Here is a 21,913-nt window from a genome sequence, read left to right on the forward strand (position 1 = left end):
CGAAATGACAGAAGGCGGACTTATGCAAGTAGGTACTAGTGCTTGTAATGCTGCAATACCGCTTTTAAAAGCGAAGCGCTGTGGCCCAGTTGCACATAGGCTTCTTCTCTGGTGATGTTGCGGTTTTCAGCGCGCAGTTTATAGCCCAGACGTCGCGTGATGTTGGCGATGCGGGCGATTTCTCCCGCCAGATCTTCTTCGAATTTATCCGGGCGCAGGATAACGGCATACATGTGTTGTGAAATCTTCTGCGGTTCATTCTTGATCGTGTTTTCCACAATACCGTCGCTCGCGCTGTGAAAAGATTGATTGAACATGTCATAAGGAATGTTATGCAGCGGTTGGGAAAGGTCGCCGATGTAATGAGCGCAGTAGGCCAGATGATACTGGGCGTATTTACCGGCGCTCTGGTCTTTTTCGTAGGCGGCGAGCGATGCGATAATCGCGCCGTAGATGTGACCTTCCGTATCCAGAAATATATTATTTTTATTGTATCGCTCGATCTGATCCAGCACCATCCGGGATGTTACTTCCGCCTCGGCGTTATTATTGAACCAGTGATTATAAGATTCGATGTTGCCGGCTTTGATTCTGGCCAGGTCCGGCCCCGCCGCGTTGTACCAGGATTTGAGCCCCGCGACTTTGGCGATGGTCAGATGGGTCTGGTCATGCCAGGTCCACGCCGGCGAGGAAGAAAAGAGAACAAGCAAAACGATCATGAACTTCAAAGCAATGTTTTTCATAAAATTCCTTTAGACTCATTACGATTATTGATGGTTTTTTGAAGACTCCGCCAATCGGTAATTCCCGCGTTGAGGCTGCGTCATAATTGTAACATTGTCCTTCCGAATCCCGATAAGTCGGGATGAGGAATCTTAATATCATTTCATCCGGCTGAACAAAATGCTCCCCAAAACCAGCATGGCTGCGGCAAAGAACGTGATGATTCCCAGGTCAACATAGAACGGATAGGTGTGCATGCCCAGGAGCGCGCCGCGGACACCGTCCACGGTGTAACTGAGGGGATTGATTTTCACCAGGACCTGCAGCCAGGACGGCAGCCGGTCATCCACCGGAAACAGCGCGCCGGATAAAAAGAAGAGCGGGAAAATCAGAAAGGAGGAAATCACCTGAAATCCTTCCAGGCTCTCCAGCAGGGAGCCCAGCGCCAGACCCAGTGATACCAGAGCAATCGAGGTGATGAGCAAAATCAGCAAGGCCAGGGGAATGCCCCAGGGATTGACCGCCGGGAAAAGAAACGAGAAGGCAAAAAGGATCATAACCTGCAAGAGGACGTCGGTGCAGCCGCCGAGGACTTTCCCGAAAAAAATGCTGATGCGCGTCACCGGTGCGACCAGAACAGCCTTCAAGACATCGAGTTTGCGGTCCCAGATGATATAGAGGCCGAAAAATACGGAACCGAAGATGACCGACATGGTCAGAATGCCCGGATAAATGTAGTCGCGATAGTTGACGTCGCCTACGGAAAGGCTGGCGCCGATGCCGCTGCCGAACAGAAACAGCCACATCATCGGCTGCACAAAACTGGAGACGATTCTGCTTTTTTCGCGCCAGAAAACTTTGAACTCCCGCCACCAGACGGCGGAAATACCCAGAAGCTCTTTTTGAATAATATTGGAGGTCATGGCTTCACTTTCCCCTCTGACGATACCGGGCGATGGTTTCCACCCAGCTGTCGCCGTTTTCAGCGGCATCCTCGCGGATGTCTCGGCCGGTGAGTTTGATGAAGACGTCATTGAGGGTGGGCTTTCTCATTTCCACGCTGACGATATCGGGAATCAGAGGCAGGAGTTCCGCCAGATGCAGCGGGGCCGACTTGATGGTGATTTCCGTCGTATCGCCTGCGGTTTTCACCGCGGATACATAAGGAAGTGAACGGATGATGTCCAGCGGCGGCCTGGGCGCCTGGATGGCGACGATGTCCCCGCCCATCTGGTCGATCATTTTTTCAGGAGTATCCAGGGCGATGATCCTTCCTGCGTCAATCACGCCGATGCGGTTGCAGATATGCTGGGCTTCTTCCATGTAATGCGTGGTGAGCACAACGGTGGTCTGTTCCCTTTTGGCCATGGCACGGATGTATTCCCAGGTGCGGGCCCGCGTTTGCGGATCAAGCCCCAGCGTGGGTTCATCCAGAAACAATACGGCGGGGCGGTGCAGAAGGCCGCGGGCCAGTTCCAGCCGGCGTTTCATGCCGCCGGAATAGGTTTTGGTCAGATCATCGGCGCGTTCCCGGAGATCGACCAGCGTAAGCATTTCTTCGATCCAGAGGTTGCGCACGCGCGACGGAATTCCATAGAGACGGGCATGCAGCTGCAGGTTTTCGCGGCCGGTGAGAATCGTGTCCAGCGTCGGGTCCTGAAAAACTATGCCGACTTTCCGACGCACCTGCGTCGGGTGTTTGGCGATATCAAAGCCCGCGATGATGCCGGTTCCGGATGTGGGGCGAACAATGGTGCAGAGCATTCCGATGGTTGTGGTTTTGCCCGCGCCATTGGGGCCCAGCAGTCCGAAGATTTCGCCTTTTTCAATGGCCAGATCGATGCCGCGCACCGCCTGGATTTTGCCGAATGTTTTCGTCAGAGACCGGGTTTCAATAATAGCCATACTTGTAATATCCGGAAATTCCAATTATTCAAAATTTATTGCGCCCGGCCAGAGGTAATAAAAGCCCGCTCTGGCGTTAAAGATTTCCGGCAGAGCAACATTGATCAGTGAAATATTTCTGGCCTCCGGGGCTGCCACCCGGTAATAATTGTCTTCGGGTGCATCGTTGCGCCGGTATACCACGACACGCGTTTCGTCGGCAAGCCCCGCGATGGTTTTTGTTTCTTTGATGGCGTCGCGGATGTAACCGATTTTGTCGATCAGTTTCAGTTTCAATGCTTCGTCGGCGACAAAGACGCGAGCCGTGGAAACTTCTTTCAGCGAAGACTCATCAAGCCTGCGGTGTTTTTGCACCAGATTGATGAACCGGTTGCCGAAGGTATCGACGGTCCTCTGCGTCAGCATTTTTTCTTCGTCGTTTGATTCGCGGAACGGCGAACCCATGTCTTTGTTTTTGCCGAATTTGTTGATTTCAACGCTCAAGCCGATTTTATCCATCAGCCCGTATGCTTTGGGACGCAAAAAAATTACACCTACGGAACCGGTCAGGGTGGTGGGGTGCGCCATGATTAAATCCGCGGGCAGCGAAATATAATATGCGCCGGATGCGACGATATCCATCATGATCACGGTGACTTTATTGCCGGTCTTTGCCTTATAGGCTGAGATTTCATGGTACAAAAGGTCACTGGCCGTAATGGCGCCGCCTGAGGAATCGATTTTCAATAAAACGGCTTTGACGGAAGGATCATTTTGAGCTTTGTTGAGTTGAACAACCACCTGTTCCACCAGGCTGAGCGTTGTGCTGAATAAGCCCGGTTTTGGCGTATCCGATATCATGCCGTTAACGGGAATGACCAGAATTTTATCCTTGCCTTTTCCTTCCAGAGTAAATTCCTGAAGCGGGTTGGGCGTTGCGTCAAAAATATTGAGCCGGGGCGCGGAACAGGCGCCAAGCATCAGTAAAGAGCATAATGCCGTTATGATAAATAATTCTTTCATGTGTGAGATGCCTTTCTTTGACGGTAATGATGTTTACGGATAATGATGTTTGCTTTATATTGATGAAGATCAATACTTTATCAGTTTCAGAATGAATTTCATAAGCTTCCCTTTATGGGGTGCGGCAATATCTACGATATCGGTATGATCATAGCTGCGCAGAATACTTTTGGTATGGGAAAAAGTATCGAAACTGTATTTGCCGTGGTATTGTCCCATCCCGCTTTGTCCGACGCCGCCAAAGGGGAGGAAATGCGATACAATGTGCATAATGGTGTTGTTGACCGCGCCGCCGCCGAAATGCGTTTCCCCAATGATTTTTCTGCGGATGACCTTGTCATTGACAAACATGTACAATGCCAGTGGCGCGGGCCGCGCATTGATCCGGCGGATCGTTTCATCAAGATCGGTATAAGGGATGACCGGCAGAACCGGGCCGAAAATTTCATCCAGCATGACCGGGTCATTCCAGTCCGCGGGGTAGAGCAGGGTGGGCTCGATATAACGGTCGGCGGCGTTGGTTCTTCCGCCGTAAATAATCTTCGTATTGTCGATTAACGCGGTCAGGCGCTGAAAATGCCGGTCATTGATGATCCGGCAATAGCGGGGATGCGTTGAAGCATCTTCACCGTAAAATTTAGAAATCACTTTAATGAGTTCATCAATAAAAGCGTCTTTGATCGATTCATGAACCAGAACGTAATCGGGCGCGATGCAGGTTTGCCCGGCGTTGAGAAATTTGCCCCAGCTGATCCGTCGGGCGGCTGTTTTGAGATTTGCACTTTCATGGATGATGGCCGGGCTCTTGCCGCCCAGCTCCAGCGTGAGCGGCGTGAGGTTTTTCGCTGCCGCCGTCATCACTGCTTTTCCCACGGAGGTGCTGCCGGTAAAGAAGATATAATTGACCGGCAGCGAAAGCAGTGCCTGCGTTTCCGGTGCGGCTCCGCAAACGACATGAATATATTCTCCGGGGAATGCGGCGTTAATGATTTTTTCCAGAATCGCGGCCGTATGGGCTGAAATCTCCGAAGGTTTCAAAATGGCCGTGTTGCCGGCGGCAATCGCGCCGACAAGCGGCATCATCAGAAGCTGAAAAGGATAATTCCATGGCGCAATGATCAGCGTCACGCCGTAGGGTTCCTTATAAATGTAGCTCTTGGAAGGCATCATGAACAGGGGTGTTGCCGCTTTTTCGCGTGCCGCCCAGTCGCGGACATTGCTGATGGCGACCCTGATCTCGTTATAGACGCCGGATATTTCCGTGGCGTAAGCATCCGTTTCTTCTTTATGCAGATCGGCATAAACGGCGGCAAGAATTTCCTTCTCGTGTTCCTGAATAATGTCTTTGAGCTTTTTCAGGGTTTCGATGCGAAACTGAATATCACGTGTTTTGCCCGATTGAAAAAATTCTTTTTGCGCTTGAAATAATTCATTAAACTCGGAACTATTCATCAATGTCCTCCGGCTTACCGAAACCTGAATCAGTCAGGTTCGCATGGCGTATGATTACTATAAGTGTGACACCACGCTGTGTCAAGCATAGTGCTGGGAGAAGAAAACCGGAGGGTGCAACAGGCGGCAGGAACTTTTGAACAAAATTTTGAAAGCGCCGCTTGTGTTTTAAAATCTTAACGTCAAACCAGCCAGATATGTCCATTCTGTTTCAGGAGAGGTGAGACCGTATTTGATGCCGGCGTCCACCGTAATGCGTTTTCCAATGTCATAGGAGATACCGCCCAGAATAAATGCCGGATGATTTTCACTGCCGGACGCCAGATTGCGTTCTATGCCCACGTTACCCAGCAGTTTGAGGTCTTTGATCACTGCAACTTCGGCGGCCAGTGACGCATGCCAGATATCCTTTCGTTCGTCGGTGTTATTTTCATGGCGGACGTAACCAAGGTTGAGGTGCAGGGCCATCGGTTCAAATGATTTAGACGCGATGAAGAACATGCGGTAATGGGTATGTCCGGAGCCGAGGCCTTTATCTTCGTCACCCGACGGCAGACCGATGCCGGACTTGACAGCCAGCGCCCAGCCGTCTTTATCCAGGAAACGCCATTTTACATCGAGATTAATATCGGAAAGTCCGCTGGCATGGTCGAGCCGCGCATCATTTCCGTCAACGCTAAACCATAAATAGGGAACATTCAGGACGACATCCAGCGAATCGGTCAATCCCATCGTAACACCGATAGCCGCACTGCCGCCTTCAGCTTTCAATGTTGTTAACTCATCAATTTTATCTTTATCATGGAAGAAAGATAATCCGAACTCCACCTGGCCTTTGCCCGTACCCTGAGTTCCGGCATCGTCCGTGACCAGCGGATGCCCCGCCATCGCAATACCTGTCATCATGAAAAATCCCATGACCGATAATACCACACACTTCATTTTTTTCTCCTTTTCTCGTTCTTCAGCTCAGCGGTTAATCCATACAACAGTAAGTTGAGCTTCAATGAATCTTCTTTCCCCAACGGGGAACGGCAAAAACCACTAAGGCGCCAATTGTCCCTGGATCTCTTTCCGGGGAGGAGGGCGGAGGCAATCGCTTACTTTCCCTCTTTCCAAGATGGAGAGAGAGGATAATTTTATTACTTCGGCAACGAAATGCAACAAGGGTATCCGGAATCCGGAAAACCGTTAAAAGCACGGGATTCCCGCACGCGTGATCTTCAGGTTATTCGCGGGAACACCGAACATGGTGATAAATTATTGCCGGAGTAATAATATTGCTCATGATTCAAACAGGTTTTTTATTCCCGCTGCTTCTTCCGGCAATTACCGCAATTTCCGTAAAGGTACATTTCATGATCCGTCAGCTCAAAGCCTTCGCTTTCCGCTACCCGCTTCTGCAACTCTTCAATGACCGAATCTATCACTTCGACTGTTTTGCCGCAGCCCCGGCAGACGAGGTGATCGTGATGCGGATGATTGTAGCAATGCTCATAGCGCATCACGCCGTCGCCGAAATCTACCTCACGGGCCAGCCCCGCTTCAACAATCAGACGCAGGACCCGGTAAACCGTGGCCTGTCCAAAGGAAGGATCGCGCTTTTTGACGATATCGTAGAGCTGTTCGGCGGTAATGTGTTCTTCATGCTTCAGAAAAGTATCCAGAATCATCCCGCGCTGCGGCGTCTCCCGCAGATTCTTCATGATCAGATAATTGTCAAAAATTTCTTTCTCACTTTTCATGGCGTCCTTTCATGTTGCAAATGATAATCATTATCAATCAACGGCTCTTTACAGGACCCCCGGGTTATCTGTCAAGAATATTTTTTTGATCTGGTAAGAAGGGCGAAGACGCGGCAATTCCGGACTTCTGAATTCGGTTGCTGGCGGAAGGCGGTATGCGTCCTTTCAACTTCATATTGACGGCGCCTTCCCTTCAGAATATCAGCTCCAAAATTACTTGCCGTCTTTATCTTTTTTAATCAATGCGGCAAAGGTTATCTTTTCAGAGCCATGCCGGTTTCTGATTTTATCCATGGCGCTGTCAATCCGTTTGTTTTTTTCGTCGATGGCCGTCTCTTCGGGCTTTTCAAAAAGCGACAGCTGATCCGGGGAGCCCTCATCATGAAATCCCGAGAGGCTTATCCCGATCAACCGTACCGGACGCGAGCTGCTCCAGTTTTGTTCAAGCAGATGGCAGCCGGCCTGATAAATATCCCGGGTGGTAAACGTTTCCGGAATGGTTGCCTGTCTGGTGATGACTTTAAAATCAGCATACTTCAGGGTGATATGTACCGTGCGGCCTTTTTTGTCATGCCTTCTGGCCGTCATGCCGATGTCATCGGCCAGTTCCATTAAAACCAGCTTGGCTTTTTCAATGTCGGATACATCTTCCGGCAGTGTGGTGGAGCGTCCGATGGACTTCATGTCATCCGTCGTGCGGGCAAGTACCGGAGCGTGGTCGATCCCGCGGGCATGCAGATGCATTTCATCGCCCCATTTCCCGAACGTTTTGACAAGTCGTTTTATATCAATATTGGCCAGATCACCGATTGTTTTGATCCTCATGCCGGCGAGCTTTTCAGCGGTTTTAGCGCCGACGCCGTACATTTCCCGCACCGGAAGCGGCCAGAGTTTTGCCGGAATATCGGATGGCCACAGTTCGGTGATGCCCAGAGGCTTTTTCATTTCAGCCGCCATTTTGGCCAGGAATTTGTTTTCGGCAATTCCGATGGAGCACCAGAGTCCGAGCCGGTTTTTGATTTCTCCCATGATGTGTTTTGCGGCAGAAAGTGGGCTGCCGAACAGCCCTTCACTCCCTGTCATATCCAGCCAGGCCTCATCAATGCTGTTTTGTTCGAGAACCGGCGTATAGTTGGCAAGCAAATCCATGACCTCTTCTGATTTCTGCTGATAGAAATGATGATCCGGCGCAACCAGGATCAGTTTGGGGCAAAGTTTTAAGGCTTCATGAAGAACCATGGTCGTTTTGACGCCGCATGCCCTTGCCTCATAGTTTGCGGCAAGGATGATGCCTGATCGCTTCTTCGGATCACCGGCAACAGCAGCCGGGACGCAGGCAAGAGAAGCATTCCTGGTCATCTCGCAGCTGATAAAAAAGGCATTCATGTCAACCAGAAATATCACCTTTTGCGTGGGACACCTCACTTTGCTATTGACCGGGCGGTTTTGAAACCTGAATTATTAAGTTGGCGGAAGGTAACATTTTCGCCGTATTTTGAGAAGAAGGAAGTAGCGGGAGATCAGTTGCGCAAGAGAAGCGTTTCGGGCCCCCGCGGGGGGACCGAAACGCTTTTGTCATTACGGACCGGTTAAAGGGTTTGCGTTGATTTTGCTCTACAATACCGGTATTGAAGCCGGAAGATCCAGGGCATTTACAAAGCCGGGCCGTGCCTCCACACACTGAGGGATGAGATTGACACTGGGGGCCGCGCTGGTTGCGAAAGGTTCAACGGGGCTCAGCATCCCCTTGAGGGTCATGGCCATGTTCGGCTCGCCTTCAATGATAATTTTATCTTCAATGGGCGGTTCAGGCTGCAGCTTATGGCATACCTTATGCGTAAAGTGGAAGCCTGTAATCTCCCTGCCGTCTTTCATGCAACGCATGGTAAAATGGTGCGCTGAAATCGTTCCCGGCGCAACTTTGCCTATCGAGCGCGGATTGAGCTCGATTGCGGCGGTAAACATCTCATGATCCTCCACATATTCATCATATTCCAGTCCGACTTTGTCGGCAATCACCATGGCTGTTGGACCATAGTATGAGGTAATCATATCCTTGAGCGCCTGGCGGTCGAATTCCCCCGGATCCTTTCCGTAGCCGAACATCTTTACCCAGGGAGAGAAATTGTAAGAATCATCCTCGCCGCCGGTGATGATGACGCGATCCACCCGGCCGGCCATTGAAGCAAGCACAACAGGAAGATAGGGATTATAAAGCCCCGGAAAAATCCCCTGCTGCACAAAGGTGACGCCGTTTTCCAGAGCACAGGTGTTAATCATTTCATAGAGTTTCGGCGCGGTTTTGTGGAGATGGTACAGGGCCAGCGTCGTCAGCACATTCTTTCCGGCGTTGAGCGCACGGCAGATCATTTCAGCGCCGCGCGTAAAGCCGGTGGGACGATTATCGCCTTCGTCGCGCATGTCGGGCAGATAGAATAAAACCACATCGGCATCCCTGCTGAGAACAGCATCAATATCGTCCGAAACAATGACCCCGGTTTCAGGAAAACCGAACACCTCTCCGGCATCGCGGCCGACCTTTGCGGGATCCACATCAATGGCGCCGACCAGCTTTAATGAGTTTTTCTGCTGGATCATTTTCACAGCGTAGCGTCCGACACTGCCCAGCCCCCAGATAATTACGCGATATTCCTTCATCGATAACAACTCCTTTTGCATGATATTTGAATGACAGCCATAAATGCTGATCAATACTTCTTTTGGCGAGGGGGAGTACTAGTATAAGGCGGCCCCGTATGTCAAGAATATTCCGGCCGCAAAAATAATCAGTGAGCGGCCGATTAAGCCGTCTCAATTATTTTGCATGATATAAAATGCTTGACCCGACTATAGCTTCATAGTTTACAGTGGCGTTCAAGAGGCCGTTATGACGATATTCAAAACAAAAAAAAATACATTGGCAGGGACCGTTGCCGATTCCATGACCATCGGGCAACTGGCCAAAAGTTTCGGCCTGTCCCGGAGCACACTCCTTTACTATGATTCCATCGGGCTGTTGAAGCCATCCGCCAGAAGCCGCACCAATTACCGGCGGTACACGAAGGAAGACGCCTTGAAGCTGGAGATGATTTGCATGTATCGTCAGCTGGGGCTTTCTCTTGCGTCGGCAGGCGAGATTCTCAGGGCGCCGAAGAGCGGCGCCCGCGGCATCCTGGAGCAGCGGTTGCTTGTCCTGGCCAAAGAGATCAGCCGTTTGCGCGAACAGCAGCACACGATTATCCGCCTGCTGGGAGACCGTTCACTCCGGAGGCGTATTCCTGTTCTGGATAAGAAAGGCTGGATTGCGCTTTTGCGGGCTTGCGGCCTTGATGAAGCGGCGATGAATAAATGGCATCAGGAATTTGAAAAGATGTCTCCGCTTTTGCATCAGGAGTTTTTGGAAGGATTGGGAATCCCCGCTAAAGAGATTGATGTGATCCGTAAATGGTCTAAAAACTGATTGAATCACCGCATCATGCAGGAAGAAAACGTATTTTTTTACTATCATCACGATGACAGGAAAGGAGTCAATATTATGAAAAACAAGCTCATGATGGGATTGTGGAAGGTTATGATCAATGTTCCTCCGTTTTTATGGGAAAAGCAGATCGCCAAAGGAAGAAAGAAATATGCAGACCACCTGGCCTTTATGTCCGGGGAGCATCGGCTGGTGCATCATTTTGTCGTTCGGGAACTTCCTTTTGCCGCAAAGCCTCTATCGCCTGAATTCATTGCGAGCGCTCTGCACATTCCCATAGAGCGTACGATTTCCATCCTGAATGATCTGGAAGCGCATATGACATTCATCTTCAGAAATACGGCAGGCTCTGTTGTCTGGGCGTACCCCGTAACGGTTGAAAAAACTCCGCATCAGGTAATGTTTCATACCGGAGAACAGCTGTACGCGGCCTGAGCGGCCGACGCTTTTGCGACGCCCTTCGTGCAAGGGAAACTGAGAAAAGAACACCTGTCGGTTGTCGTCCGGACCCAATGCGCCCATTGCGGAAAGCTGATGGAACTTCATCTGGACCAGGATCTGAACTGCAAGGTAATGGAAGAAGGGTGCAATCCCGTCGTCTTCGTGCCCGAAGTCAATCTTATTGAACTGGAAGAGGAAAGCATCATCAACGCTTTCTGACGGGAGAGTGTTTTCTTCTGGTCAGAAGAACATGCAAGAGAATATCGGCGCAAGACGCACCGTTTACGCGGCGCTTACATGAACGTGGATCAAATGAGTAAAGTCACCAAGATAATCCAGAGTGCCATTTTTGCGTTTTAAAAGTCATCGGGCAGCGGCATTGCAGGAATCTTTCCTGCTTAGCGGGCCGCTGCCGCTGATGGCCCGGTTGTTCCCGGGTAATGCGTCAGCCGCCGGATTCAACATTCACGCGCGCTTTAATGCGGCCAAGAATTTCATCGACTGTGATATCCATGTTTTCAACAATCATCGATGTTGCCTGCTGTGGACATACCATTGAACAGCGGCCGCATCCGATGCATTGATGTTCATCATGCCGGATTTTTCCATTGGATAATATGATCGCCCCGGCAAAGCAGGCATCGATGCAGCTCCGGCATTGAATACATTGACCGGCGTCGACTTTGACATTAACACCTTTCAGTCGCACAAGAGAGGACTTTGCTTCTTCGGGCAGATATTGCAGAGTATTCAGAACGCTGCAGCAGCAGGGGCAGCAAAAACAAACCGTCAGCATCCGCCCGCGATTGGGGATGCCGTAATAAAAGTCATCCATCCTCACCCGGCCGATCATCGGAATAAGGCCTGAGGCAGTCTTATTGCGGACATGCTCAAGGGCTTCCTCCACGGACACGTGTCTGGCAATCCGGGAATCCACAACTTTCGTATCTTCGCCGAGAAGCAGACAGGAATCTTCGACAGGATAATTCCGGCATTTTTTTGCATCGCGGCAACTGCACCGCCCGATGATGACGCGGTGCGCCGATCGTCTGACCAGCTCTTCAAGAATTTTCCCGCAAAGAGCGCTGCTAACGACCGGTTCGATACGGGCGTTGACGGGGATATACGATATATTAAAATTATCTTTCGTGAAAAGGGGAACCACGATGAGGGAAAGCAAGCGGCCCACCACAGGCCAGCGTGTCATTTTCGCGCCGAGCGTATTGAGCGGCCAGTACAGGCGCAATACGCCAAACCACCATTCGGGTCTCCGGGACATCAGGAACGCTCCATAATCCGTATCTTAAATGGGTCCAACTGTAATGACAGTAGTGGATACCGGTATAATTTGTCAAGGTTTGCATGAATGGACCGGGATATGACAATAAGTTCACAGTGGAAATGACGGATAACGTCCCTGATTATCAGCTTGAAATAAAAAAACTTAATGTCTATTTAACATTGATTTTTTATGACGATTACTTTAAGGTGCGTCGACTATTTTCAGACTATGTTAAGGAACAGGACATGAAGTATACGAAGACATCATTGAATCACGGATATGCCAATCAGACTCTGGCAATCAATTTAAAAACCGGCAACATAGAGGTCCGGCCGCTTGACCTGCAGACCCGGGATTTCTTTATCGGCGGCAGAGGGCTCGGGCTTTATTTGCTGCACGAACAAGTCAACGCCCGGACAACCGCCTACGATCAGGAAAATCCGCTGATTTTTTCACCGGGACCGCTGGGCGGCATTCCACAGTTTCCGGGCACGAGTAAATGCATGGCGATATCCCTGTCGCCTTTGACCCATATTCCGGGCGTTTCAAACTTCGGCGGCCATTTCGGCGCCTATCTGAAATATGCAGGGTTCGACGCGCTCACGATCACCGGTATTGCCGAACAAAATGCCATGATTGTCATTGACGGCTTCAAGTCGGAAATTACCATCCGGCCCGCACCGGTTGCCGATCAGGTATTCAACCTGGAAAAAGCCATTGTCGATTATTTTATCAAAGAAGGCCGTGAAAAGAAGGATATTACTTTTTTGACTACCGGCATCGGCGCGGCCAATACCACTTTCGGGTGCATCAACAGCCATTACTACGACGCCACCAAGCCGGTCGGGGACGGCTCCAAAGGCCTTTATCGCACCAAGCAGGCCGGCCGCACGGGTCTGGGTTCGGTCATGAGCCATAAAAATATTACCGCGGTTGTTGTCCTGGCTCAATTTCCCCACGGCGAAAATCCTTATGGCGCGGCGGATTGGAATAAAGTTAAAGAAGCGGGATTGAAGCTGCACAAGATTGTCAAAGACGTCGATCCGCAGGCGCTCCAGATGCACCTGAAGGGATCGGCCGGTCTGATTTCATTCATGAATAAAAATGAATATCAATCCCTGCCGGTCAATAATTACCAGTATGGTTCTCATCCGCAGGCGGGAGACATTTGCGGGAAGACCTATGCCGAACGCCTTTTTGAGCATCGGGGCATGGATGGCTGTTTCCCCGGCTGCAATCTGCGCTGCACAAAAGGCGGCTGGGTCATGTTGACCACAGGCGAGCATTGTGGCCGCAAGGTTTGGGTGGACGGACCCGAGTATGAAACAGCCGCCGGTTTCGGTTCCAATCTGGGCATGTGGCATCCCGAGTTTATCATGGAGGCGAACTGGCATTGCGACAATTATGGCATCGATACCATTACCACCGCCGTCATTATGGCCTTTGTGATGGAGTGCTTCCAGCGCGGCTATCTGACACGCGAAGATACGGACGGCTTTCAGTTGACCTGGGGTGATGAACCGGCCGCGTTGCAATTTATTCATGATCTGGCCAGGCGCAAGACATCATTGACCAGCATCGCCGGTCTGGGCATGCTGGAGCTCATCGCCTGGGTTGCCGAAAAATATATGGCGGCAACCGGCAAACCCGATCCGCGAAAAGAGCTTTCGCAATTTGCCATGCAGGTCAAGGGGCTGCCGTTTTCGCTTTACCGGACCCATCGGTCGTTATCCATGCAGGCTTCCTACGCTGCCGCAAGCGACATCGGCGCGCATCATGCCGCCGCCTGGCTCGTTAAGGTTGATCTGCTCGGCGCGTTTCCAACCTTTGAAGCCAAGGCCAGAGCATTGATCACTTATCCGCGCGTGCGTCTGGGCAATGATAATCTGGGGCTGTGCAAACTGCCCTGGGTGGATGTTTTCAATCCCGATTCCATGAAGCGTGAAAATGCGGACATCTATATCAATCCGGCGTCACAGGAGCTCTACGCGGATTTTTATAACGGGATGCTGGGCACGGCGCTGACCTGGGAAAAAATATTTGAGCAGACAGACCGGGATATCAATTTGCAGCGCGTGATGAACATTATGTCCTTTGGCGCAACGACAGGCGAGCACGACTGGATTCCCGACCGGGCCATCGGGCCCACGGAAGACAGCCTCTACGAATTGGAAAAGGATTATAACGACCCGCAGCTGAGCGCTGTTTTAAATCAATCCGCAGCGGATATTGCGAAAATGAAAACCTCGGAAAAACGGGAAGCGCTCATGAAACACCGGAAAGAAGAACTGCGTAAATTGATCCAGGTCTACTACCGGCAGCGTGGCTGGACGGATAAGGGGATTCCCGAACCCGATACGCTCAAAAAAATCGGCCTGTGGGATTATTTGAGTTCCGAGGCGCAAGGTAAAATTGCCGCAATGGTTGAAGCATCAGACTGAGAAAATAATGAGATAAAATTTCCGATAGAAACCATGAGAATATTTCCCTGCGAAGGGTGGTTTGTCCGCCCGCCCTTCGCAGGGGAGAACGATTAATCTTTCTTGAAAACGCTGAAAAGTTTGTCCAGGCCGCCTTTTTCCATGTCGGCGACTGTTTCAAGCTCTCCGGCATCCAGCCAGACGCCTTCGCATGCGGAGCATTTGTCGATTTTGATGTTTTTGTAGTCGATTTCAATCAAATCCATGCCGCATTTTGGGCACTTCATATAGTGGATATCTTTTAGTTTTAGCTTTTCCTCCTGTTTCATATTCTGAACTTTTTGTTCTTCGAGTTTTCTCTTTTTTTCGTATTCCATCCTTGCATAGTATTCTTCTTCTTTTTCGCTGGGCTTCATAGTGATATTCCTCCATTTGCTTTTGTCAATTGCCGCTTTTAATATACGATTTGACAATATTTATCAAGACTGCAGCTTGAACGTGCAAGAAGCAAAATCAGGTCAAATCAGAGACACATCCATAAGAAATTGTATTGCTTGCCGATTGGGCGGACATAGATATTTTCAACCCGGATACGCAAAAATAAATCGCCTTCAGGGATGATCCGAGCCCCGCGGCAAAGTTAAAACAGCCGTGCTAAACGTGAAGTTATTCAACGGGATCATGAAGTGGCGGCTGCTTTTCTAATCAGGCCCTGGTTCCGTCGATTTGATTTTACAATGGTCTGAAAACCCGGCCGGCGGCACACCCAGCGCTTGCAGCAGCCTCGCCCAGTAATTCACCTGCGCGGCTGTGCTGGCTAAAATAACGATTTCCCGCTCGGTAAAATTTGTTTTCAGTTTATCCGTAAAGTCCTGCGAAAACCGCAGAGGCGTTGTGGAAATTAAGACAGCATATTCCATGGCGATGATTTCGCGGGGAGAGAATGTATTGACGGCTTTGATTTCAATCTGTCCCTGCAAAGCCGCCAGCTCGCTTTGCGTAATGCCATATTGATCGTAGTCATAAGCATTCATGTCGATGCAAAAAGGGCAGGCAACACAAAAAGATGTCGTAAGCCTCACTAGTTTGAGAATCCTTTTGTCCAGATTCCCGTCTTTGTGGGCCACAAGGGCTTCCATGATGCCGGAGCCGAGCGCAGCTTTGGGGTACCATGCCAGCAGCCTGCCCGGTAAGAGATCCCGGCCGGTGACTATTCTGGAAATCCAGATGCCGATATTGAGGTAAAATGGAATGGACTTTGGCGGATCAATAAATGCTTTCATGAATACCCCCTGATGACGTGCCATATCCTGATCAGGCAATGCCGATGATTAACCGGCGAAAATTCTCGCGAAGGCTTTCACCGGTCAGTTTGTCTTCCCCCAGGTTATCGAGGGCAAAAGCGATAGCTTCGATTGTGGAAAGGCCCCCCTCGCGGGTTTGCGCGCGGAGCGACGCATGGGCGGGGTTGAGTGAGATGCGATTGAGTTTCAGGAACCAGGGATTGCGCCACCACAGCGTCTTTGCCTGCTTCCAGGATCCGTCAAGCGCGATGATCCCTTTCAGAAATCCATAATCGGCGCTGAATTGTTTCTTCCGATTCTGAATGGTGACCGGCGGATCTCCGGCCTTGCCTTTGTTGTTAAGAAACAGGATTCCCCATTGTGAGGGCATTGCGGATTCTCCGGCCACCGACTTGAATCCATTCCAGGAGAGACCGACACGAACATGGCTGTTCTTCAGCATGATGTTGGCAAGCCAGGCCGAATTAAGCTGTTTGTATTGTTCCTGCGGATGCTGCAGAATAATCACAGAGATAAGGTTTTCAAAAACAGGCACTTTTGCGCAGAGGCACTCATCTATATCCCGGTAGCATCTCGGACATGCCCGGTGGCGGTCGATTTTCTGGTGCACTCTGGGATCCCGGAATTTAACGGACTCGGCCATGACTTTCCTTCTGGTTGATGAGGGACGGCATCCTGATTTACTAAACTTTTTACGGCGCTTCAGCTCTGCCCGGACCGCCGTGCTTGTGGTTTTCCGGCACTGTTCCGGGTTCTTTTCCAAGCCGATTATGAATAACATTAATCAAATGGAAAGATCAAGAATAATAGGGCGCTCAGCCTGAGAATGCACATGTGTTGACGTTGCCGGTATGATGCTTAATTTACATGAGATGTCCCTGAAAATAATGCTTTATGTCGAATATCCGTCAGGAGACAGGAAGAGTGGGCTGAAGTTGGCAACCATAAATTAAAGAGTGAAGGGGAGAATAAAATGAAAACAATGTACGCAAGATTTGTGAAGAATGGCTTTGTTTGGGTGGGAACCCTTGTCATCCTTTTATTCATGTCGGGGCCGCTTTTTTCCCAGACAATTATTGATGAGTGGGCTGCCGTGAAGGCGCCGCAGGCGCCCGAACTGAAAACGATCACAATCGAACCCGCCACCACCGCGCTGCTGTTGCTTGATTTCAACAAGCAAACCTGCAATGGAAAAGTTCGTCCCCGCTGCATCAGTTCCATCCCCGTTATGGCGGGCTTTCTGGCGAAGGCCCGTGAAAAAGGCGTGAAGGTGATTTACAGCCTTTCTCCGGGCGCGTCTGTCGCCGACATTGCAAAGGAACTGACGCCTGTGGCGGGTGAGCCCGTTGTAACATCGGGGCCGGATAAATTCTTCGGGACCGATCTGGAAAAAATAATCAAAGAGAAAGGTGTAACGACGGTAATTGTCACGGGCACGGCGGCGCATGGCGCCGTTCTCTATACGGCCAGCGGGGCGGCTCTAAGGGGTATCAAGGTGCTGGTTGCCGTAGACGGTGTCTCCGCGGAAAACACTTATGCCGAGCAATACACGGCATGGCATCTGATAACGGCGCCCCGTGTTGCATCCCAGGTGACGCTCACCAGGACGACGATGCTCAACTTCTGAAAAAAATTCGAGGCAGCGTCCATTTTGCAGGGCGCTGCCTCGAATTGCCTGATTAAACCACGGCGGTGAACAGGACGTGATTGACTCAGTGAACGGGAAAGATGGCGAAAATCACGGCGCTCCAAAGGGAGTGGGAAACAATAACCATGGTCAGGTCCCGTTTCCATAAATAAAGCGCGCCCCAAAACGCCCCGGCAACGTAAGCGGCCATCGTCAGCATAAAGTTCAGTGAAAAGATGTGAATGCTGCCATAAATGAATGTCGTGAGAAGAAAACCGGCTATATTTCCGTATTGACCCATCAGGCGCTCCTGCAGAAAACCCCGCCAGAAGATTTCTTCTCCGGGACCGGTAACCAATAAAAGCAGCAGAAAAATGAGCCGCGCGTCGGTATGGATGCCCATATTATAAATACCGCCGACCTGCGAGGTTGCTCCGGGCACGATATAAGGCGAGAGAACAAAGCCCAGATAAAAGATGCCGTAAAGAACGACGGCGGATAAGATGCCCAGGAATACGGATGTCAGAGAAATATTTATTTTCGGCTTTTGCCAGTAAAAGGAATAGGCGCAGATCAGAATAACGGAAAGACCGATTTTAACCCAGAAGTTTCCCCAGGCCAGACCAAAGGTAAAAGCCCAGCAGACGATGGCCAGTAGAACCGCACCCCAAATCATCATAGATGCACAATCCTGTCCAGAAAAAGAGCCAGCATCAGCAGAATACCAAAGACCGTGTCAAATTGGGCGGTCAATGCGTCCGCCATATCCGGTATTTTGTGGTGAAAGGTTTTAAGCAGACTCCAGGCCTTGGGGACGGACAGGAAGATAATTAATCCCCACAGACTCATCATGCCCAGAACGATCATTCCGAAAACATAAATATACGCCGCTAAAATCAGACCGGCAAAGATCAGAAAGCTTTTTTCCAGCCCCATCACGATACTGAGCGTTTTTACATTCTGCCTCGCATCAAAAGCGATATCCCGCATGTTGTTGGCAAAAAGAACCAGCGCCACCAGGATTCCGAAAGGAATGGAGATCAAAAGCGGCTTAAGAGACAGGGCTTGCACCTGAACCGCATAAGCGCCCGAAACCATCAAAGGGCCCCACATCAGAAACACGGCGATTTCACCCAGGGCGCGATACTTGAATTTAACCGGCCCCGCAGTATAGAAAATAGCGGTGAGGAGCCCCACCACGCCTATCCAGATGACGTGCCATGACCGCATGTAGGCGATCACAAAGCCGATAACGGCTGTCACTGCAAAAAGAACTATAGCCTCGGCAAGAACCTGCCTGGATGTCATCAGGCCCGAAATGATGGGCTGCGGCCTGTATTTTGCCGTCGGGGCATCCGGTGTATCAATTTCATTTTTTGTATCAAAATAATCATTGATAACATTGGCTGCCGCATGAAAAAAAGTAATGCCGACCGCTGTAATCAAAAACCACAGCCAGGATATCGATCCGACTTCAGCTGCCAGAAGGGTGCCTACTGAAACGGAAATCAGCGACATGGTGAATGACCATGGTCTTGTAACGATAATATATTTCTTTAACTTCATAGTGAATCATCTTTCCTGTTGAAATAGTATGCTGCCTGCTGAAAGTTTTTTCCGGGAGAGAATGTCGGCCTCTCCTGAAAAACGAAAACAACCGGACGATGGTGTTAATAACATCTTTTTTTTTGTGTCAAGTTCTTTATCGGCATCTGTTTCTGCGCTGCCGGCCATGAAAAGTCATGAAAAATTCCTGATTCCTCCGTTTGCAGAGTGCATGATGAGTGGCATGATTATCTATCCATAATTATTAAAATTATTCAAATACCATAGAATCCTGACTTAACATGTGCTACAAATTTCAGTGAAGGCAGGCCAGGACATGCCGGATTCCGCAAGCGGAGGCAAAACTATGATACGATTCGTAATAATTGCTTTGATGCTCGGTGTTTCCACGACGGTTGGCGCACAATTACCGCCGTCCGCTCATGATGTCTCCACCGGATCCGCCGACCGTATCATCACGACGCCGAAGACAGCCGAATGGGAAGGAGACTGGGTGTCTGTCTCCTCACAAATCGGCTCTCTGGACCGGCAGGGAATCTTTCAAAAGGCAGCGGCTGCAGCAAACGGGCCTGCCGCCGACGATATCAGGCGGGCATTTCTGAAGCGATTCAGTTCGGATGTGGGCAGAGTCAGGATTGCCGCAGGGCGCTTCATTTTCCTGTCACCCGACGGTTCGACCGTTATCGGCGCTGCCACGTATGCCTATGACGGATTTGAGGAACAAATAAGCGGGGGGCGCGAAATTCAATGGCACAGGTTCGTTCTCACCGGTGGGTTCGGGAAGTATCCGGTGCTGATTTGTTCAGAGCCGTATGGCATTTTAGGTCAATGGATGATGGTTCATGGCGAATCAGTCAGCGGGATGAAAAACGCACGCTTCGATTCCGAGGGAGAGCATGCAATGATGATTCCCGCGGATATTTCGGCCGGGGCGCTGGGTGATGCCCTGGACACGCCCGAGTTTGTGTCCTTCCTTCAGTCGCTGCCGATCCCGAAAAAAAGCGAGGGGAGGGCGAAGCCGTGACGACTGCAATCCGCTTGATCCGGTCCCTGCTGATCGCCGCATCCTGTTTAGGGTTTTTAGGCTGTTCGATGATTCGTCCCGCTCTGATTACGGATATGAAGGACCGTATCTGCAACCGAAGCGGTGATCTCAAGGTGGTTAAGGCTGTCGAAGCCATCCTCCTTCCCGTGAATCAGGGCATTATCGAGGGCAGCAACTGGACGTTCGATAAGAAAGGGCACGCCTTTCTGGAGGTGCAAGTCAGAACGGTCGCTGCCGGCGACTATGAAATCGCTCTGGATTTTCACGAACCGTTTGATGATCTTCGACTGCATGCGTTCCTCGGGTTTGTAGGCGCAGGCCGAAAGGAGTCATTCCGGATTGGTCCCTTGCCTTATGAATTTCCCGTACCCAGTTTTGCAGAAGTCTCCCTGCTTCTGATGAAGAAAGACGCCGGCGGCAAAGCGTTGCTCATCGACGAAGTGGACACTTATTTTCTCCTGGATGCCGACCGGGTCAATGATGCGGCTCTGAAGGGACTGCATACCAACGGTCTTAAAGCCCAGGCATTGCTCGACCGGTATGCCCCCATCCTGAAAACGGATATTACCACCAATCCGAACACCGGTATTGTTTATTATGATTTGCCCCCCAAGAACATCGCTGCCATCCTTTCCGGTCCGCCGGGATCAGACGGCAAGGACCAGGCAATGATCAAAAGTGATCTTTGGAAAGATCAGGTGTTGATGGAATTGCCGACCTCCGCCAACCGCCGGGAATTTAACGGCCGTAAGGACGACTATTTTATCGATCTTCCTCAGCCCTTTGACAGCATCGCTCACCCCTGGCGAGACATCGTCGACCGTTATCCCAACGCTATTTATGGACGGATCGTCAGGACTCCGCTTAACTGGGAAGGTGTCCTGCATAATGATGCCGTTGTTCTTCAGTACTGGATGCCCTATTACGTCAATCACTTGTCCATGTTGAAAACCGATCTTCTGGGCCGAAACTGGATATGGAATGCGGGCAACTATCACGAGGGCGAGGCGGAAAATATCGCTGTCATTCTGATTCCGGGGCCTCATGGGCTCGAACCGCTGGGCGCGGCGTACGCCAAACATTTCAAGGGGACGGCCGAACCCTGGGTGAATGTGAGAAAACATGCACCGGATGGGATTCCCACGACGCATCCCGTCGTTTACGTGGCCAACGGATCCCATGCCTCATTCTTTTCTCCCGACCCCGGTGAAGCGACAGGTGGAAGCGGTGTTGATGCTTCCATGCACGGCGGCGGAGGGTTCTGGTATGATGCCAGAGATTTAGGCCAGGTCAGGATGATGCCGCGTTTCAACGAAATAAAATTCGGGGATGAGTATGATTTCCTGCTTTTCACGGGGCGGTTCGGCGCATCATACATTAAGGGAGCGGTAAACCAGTTTAACCGCAGTCCCTACATGTTCCCCTATACGTTCTATCCGAAGTTTTCGATTACCGGGAACTGGGTTGCGGGTTCCGGCATCAATCGGTGGATAGACCCGGCCTCGGAAATCCAATATCAGGCGAAAATTTCCTCGAAACTCGAATACGACCATCGAAGGGTACCGTTCCGGTTTGATACCAGCCGTGTCCGTGTCAAAAAAGAAGCGGATCGGATCCGCATCGAGGATTTGGGATTCGTCTTCGAAAGGGAAGGCGCGTCCCCGGCGGGAATGATAGCAGTTTTATTCCGGGATCAAACAGGAAAGCTCCGGAAGCTGACCGACTTTAAAGCGGGGGCTAAGCCGCCTTCACCGGTTGATATACCCGCAGATGCAGTATCTAATGAAATGGTCGAACTCGTCGCCTGCGACATCGTGGTTCCGCCGTCACCCAAGCCGCCTCTGGCGAAGGAGCGTCATCAGGGCATGTTCGAGTCCTTTCTTATGACAACCGTAACTCTTGCGATCCCGTAGATGCCGGAAG

The 21,913-nt window shown here is 50.7% G+C and carries 21 protein-coding genes; 6 read left to right on the top strand and 15 right to left on the bottom strand.

Going from position 1 to position 21,913, the window contains the following annotated elements:
- Positions 1 to 35: 35 nt before the first annotated feature.
- The 9 genes from CVU71_01185 to CVU71_01225 all read right to left on the bottom strand — a co-directional run bounded on the left by CVU71_01185 (position 36) and on the right by CVU71_01225 (position 9,539).
- On the bottom strand, positions 36 to 743 hold the full coding sequence (locus CVU71_01185) for a hypothetical protein (GenBank protein ID PKN20435.1): 708 nt from the start codon (positions 741 to 743) through the stop codon (positions 36 to 38).
- A 138-nt stretch (positions 744 to 881) separates the two neighbouring features.
- Entirely contained in the window at positions 882 to 1,646 is a 765-nt protein-coding gene (locus CVU71_01190) for an ABC transporter (protein ID PKN20436.1), read from the bottom strand.
- A 4-nt stretch (positions 1,647 to 1,650) separates the two neighbouring features.
- Positions 1,651 to 2,628, bottom strand: coding sequence for an ABC transporter ATP-binding protein (locus tag CVU71_01195; GenBank protein ID PKN20437.1), 978 nt, complete (start codon positions 2,626 to 2,628; stop codon positions 1,651 to 1,653).
- A 24-nt stretch (positions 2,629 to 2,652) separates the two neighbouring features.
- A complete protein-coding gene (sppA, locus tag CVU71_01200) occupies positions 2,653 to 3,630 on the bottom strand; it encodes a signal peptide peptidase SppA (GenBank protein ID PKN20438.1) in 978 nt (325 codons plus the stop codon).
- A 69-nt stretch (positions 3,631 to 3,699) separates the two neighbouring features.
- A complete protein-coding gene (locus CVU71_01205; protein PKN20439.1) occupies positions 3,700 to 5,082 on the bottom strand; it encodes an aldehyde dehydrogenase family protein in 1,383 nt (460 codons plus the stop codon).
- A 168-nt stretch (positions 5,083 to 5,250) separates the two neighbouring features.
- Positions 5,251 to 6,024, bottom strand: coding sequence for a transporter (locus CVU71_01210; GenBank protein ID PKN20440.1), 774 nt, complete (start codon positions 6,022 to 6,024; stop codon positions 5,251 to 5,253).
- A 362-nt stretch (positions 6,025 to 6,386) separates the two neighbouring features.
- Positions 6,387 to 6,827 (bottom strand): transcriptional repressor, encoded by a 441-nt coding sequence (locus tag CVU71_01215; GenBank protein PKN20441.1) that lies wholly within the window; start codon positions 6,825 to 6,827, stop codon positions 6,387 to 6,389.
- Positions 6,828 to 7,040: 213 nt separating this feature from the next.
- Positions 7,041 to 8,213 carry a DNA polymerase IV gene (locus CVU71_01220; protein PKN20442.1) on the bottom strand — a complete coding sequence of 391 codons (1,173 nt, stop codon included), beginning with the start codon at positions 8,211 to 8,213 and terminating at the stop codon, positions 7,041 to 7,043.
- Between the two features lie 228 nt (positions 8,214 to 8,441).
- On the bottom strand, positions 8,442 to 9,539 hold the full coding sequence (locus CVU71_01225; GenBank protein PKN20443.1) for a hypothetical protein: 1,098 nt from the start codon (positions 9,537 to 9,539) through the stop codon (positions 8,442 to 8,444).
- A 229-nt stretch (positions 9,540 to 9,768) separates the two neighbouring features.
- Between CVU71_01225 and CVU71_01230 the strand changes: the two genes are divergently transcribed.
- Complete coding sequence (locus tag CVU71_01230) at positions 9,769 to 10,287, top strand: MerR family transcriptional regulator (protein PKN21028.1); 519 nt, start codon at positions 9,769 to 9,771, stop codon at positions 10,285 to 10,287.
- Positions 10,288 to 10,740, top strand: a complete 453-nt coding sequence (locus CVU71_01235; GenBank protein PKN20444.1) for a hypothetical protein — start codon at positions 10,288 to 10,290, stop codon at positions 10,738 to 10,740.
- 451 nt (positions 10,741 to 11,191) lie between these two features.
- Here the strand turns inward: CVU71_01235 and CVU71_01240 are convergent, their stop codons facing one another.
- Entirely contained in the window at positions 11,192 to 12,025 is an 834-nt protein-coding gene (locus tag CVU71_01240) for a hypothetical protein (protein ID PKN20445.1), read from the bottom strand.
- Positions 12,026 to 12,108: 83 nt separating this feature from the next.
- On the opposite strand from CVU71_01240, the gene CVU71_01245 reads away from it, so the two are divergent.
- On the top strand, positions 12,109 to 14,469 hold the full coding sequence (locus tag CVU71_01245) for a hypothetical protein (GenBank protein ID PKN20446.1): 2,361 nt from the start codon (positions 12,109 to 12,111) through the stop codon (positions 14,467 to 14,469).
- A gap of 92 nt (positions 14,470 to 14,561) precedes the next feature.
- Here CVU71_01245 and CVU71_01250 read toward each other — a convergent pair whose 3' ends face one another.
- The 3 genes from CVU71_01250 to CVU71_01260 all read right to left on the bottom strand — a co-directional run bounded on the left by CVU71_01250 (position 14,562) and on the right by CVU71_01260 (position 16,533).
- Positions 14,562 to 14,864 carry a hypothetical protein gene (locus tag CVU71_01250; protein ID PKN20447.1) on the bottom strand — a complete coding sequence of 101 codons (303 nt, stop codon included), beginning with the start codon at positions 14,862 to 14,864 and terminating at the stop codon, positions 14,562 to 14,564.
- Between the two features lie 285 nt (positions 14,865 to 15,149).
- Positions 15,150 to 15,731 (bottom strand): hypothetical protein, encoded by a 582-nt coding sequence (locus tag CVU71_01255; GenBank protein ID PKN20448.1) that lies wholly within the window; start codon positions 15,729 to 15,731, stop codon positions 15,150 to 15,152.
- Positions 15,732 to 15,762: 31 nt separating this feature from the next.
- Positions 15,763 to 16,533 (bottom strand): DTW domain-containing protein, encoded by a 771-nt coding sequence (locus CVU71_01260; protein ID PKN20449.1) that lies wholly within the window; start codon positions 16,531 to 16,533, stop codon positions 15,763 to 15,765.
- A 201-nt stretch (positions 16,534 to 16,734) separates the two neighbouring features.
- Here CVU71_01260 and CVU71_01265 point away from each other — a divergent pair, with 201 nt between their 5' ends.
- Complete coding sequence (locus CVU71_01265; GenBank protein PKN21029.1) at positions 16,735 to 17,379, top strand: hypothetical protein; 645 nt, start codon at positions 16,735 to 16,737, stop codon at positions 17,377 to 17,379.
- An 85-nt stretch (positions 17,380 to 17,464) separates the two neighbouring features.
- Here the strand turns inward: CVU71_01265 and CVU71_01270 are convergent, their stop codons facing one another.
- Both CVU71_01270 and menA read right to left on the bottom strand, forming a co-directional pair.
- Positions 17,465 to 18,058 carry a CPBP family intramembrane metalloprotease gene (locus tag CVU71_01270; GenBank protein ID PKN20450.1) on the bottom strand — a complete coding sequence of 198 codons (594 nt, stop codon included), beginning with the start codon at positions 18,056 to 18,058 and terminating at the stop codon, positions 17,465 to 17,467.
- Complete coding sequence (gene menA, locus CVU71_01275) at positions 18,055 to 18,945, bottom strand: 1,4-dihydroxy-2-naphthoate octaprenyltransferase (protein ID PKN20451.1); 891 nt, start codon at positions 18,943 to 18,945, stop codon at positions 18,055 to 18,057. Before menA ends, CVU71_01270 begins: the two co-directional genes overlap by 4 nt.
- 316 nt (positions 18,946 to 19,261) lie before the next feature.
- Here menA and CVU71_01280 point away from each other — a divergent pair, with 316 nt between their 5' ends.
- Together CVU71_01280 and CVU71_01285 are read left to right on the top strand one after the other, a co-directional pair.
- The gene (locus CVU71_01280) at positions 19,262 to 19,969 is read left to right on the top strand and encodes a hypothetical protein (protein PKN20452.1); all 708 of its coding nucleotides are present in this window, start codon (positions 19,262 to 19,264) and stop codon (positions 19,967 to 19,969) included.
- Positions 19,966 to 21,903, top strand: coding sequence for a hypothetical protein (locus CVU71_01285; protein PKN20453.1), 1,938 nt, complete (start codon positions 19,966 to 19,968; stop codon positions 21,901 to 21,903). The genes CVU71_01280 and CVU71_01285 overlap by 4 nt, the downstream gene beginning before the upstream one ends.
- Positions 21,904 to 21,913: the final 10 nt, after the last annotated feature.

The organism is Deltaproteobacteria bacterium HGW-Deltaproteobacteria-6, assembly GCA_002840435.1.
In the GTDB taxonomy this organism is placed as follows: Bacteria; Desulfobacterota; Syntrophia; order Syntrophales; family Smithellaceae; genus UBA8904.